At 64.9% G+C, this 2,052-nt stretch carries 3 protein-coding genes; 2 read left to right on the top strand and 1 reads right to left on the bottom strand.

Going from position 1 to position 2,052, the window contains the following annotated elements:
- Positions 1-551 (top strand): AHH domain-containing protein (locus tag HUW62_RS46950; RefSeq protein WP_176438160.1); only part of this gene is annotated, 551 nt, incomplete at its 5' end.
- A 19-nt stretch (positions 552-570) separates the two neighbouring features.
- Positions 571-1,146 carry a DUF1629 domain-containing protein gene (locus HUW62_RS46945; RefSeq protein ID WP_176438159.1) on the top strand — a complete coding sequence of 192 codons (576 nt, stop codon included), beginning with the start codon at positions 571-573 and terminating at the stop codon, positions 1,144-1,146.
- Positions 1,147-1,155: 9 nt separating this feature from the next.
- Here HUW62_RS46945 and HUW62_RS46940 read toward each other — a convergent pair.
- A partial coding sequence (locus HUW62_RS46940; protein ID WP_176438158.1) for a diguanylate cyclase occupies positions 1,156-2,052 on the bottom strand: 897 nt, incomplete at its 5' end.

Here is a 2,052-nt window from a genome sequence, read left to right as displayed (position 1 = left end):
CGCGCGTCTTCGTCATGCTGGCCACGGTGGCCATCGGGAACACGGCGGGACTGGCGGCGAAGTCAATGGGGTTGCCGGGTTCCGCCCAGGCGGCCCTGGCGGTGGAGTCCCAAGCGGGCTTCCAGTACGCGGCCGTGGGCAGCGTGAGCGCAGTCGCCTTGACGGCGGAGGGCTTCACCATCTCGCTCGCCCCGAACGCCGTGGCCATGGCGAGCCGGAGAGGGCGTAGTGAGAATCATCACATCGCCACGAACAAGAACGATGTCTCCGCCGCGCGTGGAGGCCCCTGGACGCCAAGATTCAGGGAGTTGTTCACCAGGGCTGGGATGCAGTTGAAGGACTCCGAGAACATCGTCAAAGTCGCTGGCCACAAGGGACCGCATCCGCAACAGTATCACGAGCACGTCGAAGAGCGACTGAGTCTGGCCTTGGGAAAGTGCCGCAAGGTGGAAGATTGCCGGAAGGCCCTCACAGAGGAGCTACGCAAGCTCGCCAGCGAAGCGCAGACCCCAGGAACCAAAATCCACAGGCTTTTGACTCGGGACCCGTAAGGAATCTAGGAAGCCCGCCATGCCGAATTCGTCGCGATACTTCAGGCTCAGAGAAGACGTGCAGGGTGGGAACTGGTACCTGGGAGACCCGATGGATGAGACGGGCAACCAGGTCGAGGACATCTGGCAGTTTGCCGAAGGGCAGCCCGTCCAGTCTGCGGGGCGCCTGAAGTTTCCCATCCGTGAGCCTGGGAGGTGGTTGGACTACTGCACGGCAGGCGTTGGCAAGGCTCCAATCGTCCACATCAGGGTCGCCAACCTCTTCGCGGAGCTGGCGCCCGATGATGTGCAATTGATACCCGTCGATGTCGAAGGTCGCCCGGAACAGCATGTCGTGCTCGTCGCCACAAAGCTGATCCGGTGCGTCGATGACGAAGCCTCGGAAGAGATAATGTATTGGAAGCCCGAGGACGAGCGGCCGGACAAGCTCGGCCAGTACCGCAGCGTCTACGGGATGCGAATCGACCCCACGAAGGTGGGCGGTGCGAAGGTGTTCCGCACCTGGGGATGGTCTATTGCCCTCATCGTCTCCGAGGACCTGAAAGTGGCCTTGGAGCGAGCGAAAGTCACGGGGGCGAAGTTCGAGGAAGTCTGAGCCAATAGCTCACACCTCGATGCGGTTGCGCCCGTTCGTCTTCGCCCGGTTCAGCCGGGCATCCGCGGCGCGCAGCAGCTCCTCCAGCGTCGCCCCGTCTCCAGGCGCCTCGGCGATGCCGGCGCTCACCGTAATCCCGAAGGACTCGCCTCCGTCGCCGTCGAAGGTCATCTGCGCGACCTCCGCCATCGTCCGCGACAGAATCGCCTTCGCGCTCTCCTTCGTCTCCCCCAACAACCGCCCCAGCCGCGTCAGCACCCTGTCTCCCGCCAGGTGCCCGTACCTGTCATTCACCCGCTTGAAGTGGTCCACATCCAGGAAACACAACGCCAACGGCCGCTGCTGACGCTGCGCCTCCGACAGGCGCGCACGCACACCTTCGATGAACGGCCGCCTCAACAACAACCCCGTCAACGCATCCCGCTCCGAGCGCTCCCGCGACAGCCGCGCCCGCTCCAGCCGCGCCTGCACCCGCGCCCGCAACTCCTCCTTCAACACCGGCTTGGAGATGTAGTCGTCCGCCCCCGCCTGGAACGCCGCCAGCCGGAACTCCAACCCCAGGTGCGCCGTTATCAACAACACCGGCAGCTCCTGCCACGCCGGCGTCGACCTCAGAATCCGACACAAATCAAAGCCGCTCGGCCCAGGCATCTGCACGTCCAACAACAATAAATCTGGCCGATGCTCCGCCAACGCCTCCATCAACTGGTGCGCATCCCCCAACCCCACCACCTCAATCTGCTCGCTCGCCAGCGAGTGCACCAACGCCGCAATCGCCTCCGGGTCGTCGTCCACCACCAACACCCGCGCCCGCTCCGGCCGCCGCGCCGCCACCATCCGCTCCGCTGCCGCAGCGAAGTCCTGCGCCGTGAAGGGCCTCGGCAGGAACAACGACGCCCCCGCATG

Source organism: Myxococcus sp. AM011 (assembly GCF_013372595.1).
In the GTDB taxonomy this organism is placed as follows: Bacteria; Myxococcota; Myxococcia; order Myxococcales; family Myxococcaceae; genus Myxococcus; species Myxococcus eversor.
Note: the sequence above shows the minus strand (reverse complement) of the source record. Positions and strands in the feature narration are given on the sequence as shown.

Bases quoted from the DNA above. Each gene is read 5' to 3' on its own strand.
- HUW62_RS46945 (WP_176438159.1), top strand. From the start codon at position 571: ATGCCGAATTCGTCGCGATACTTCAGGCTCAGAGAAGACGTGCAGGGT.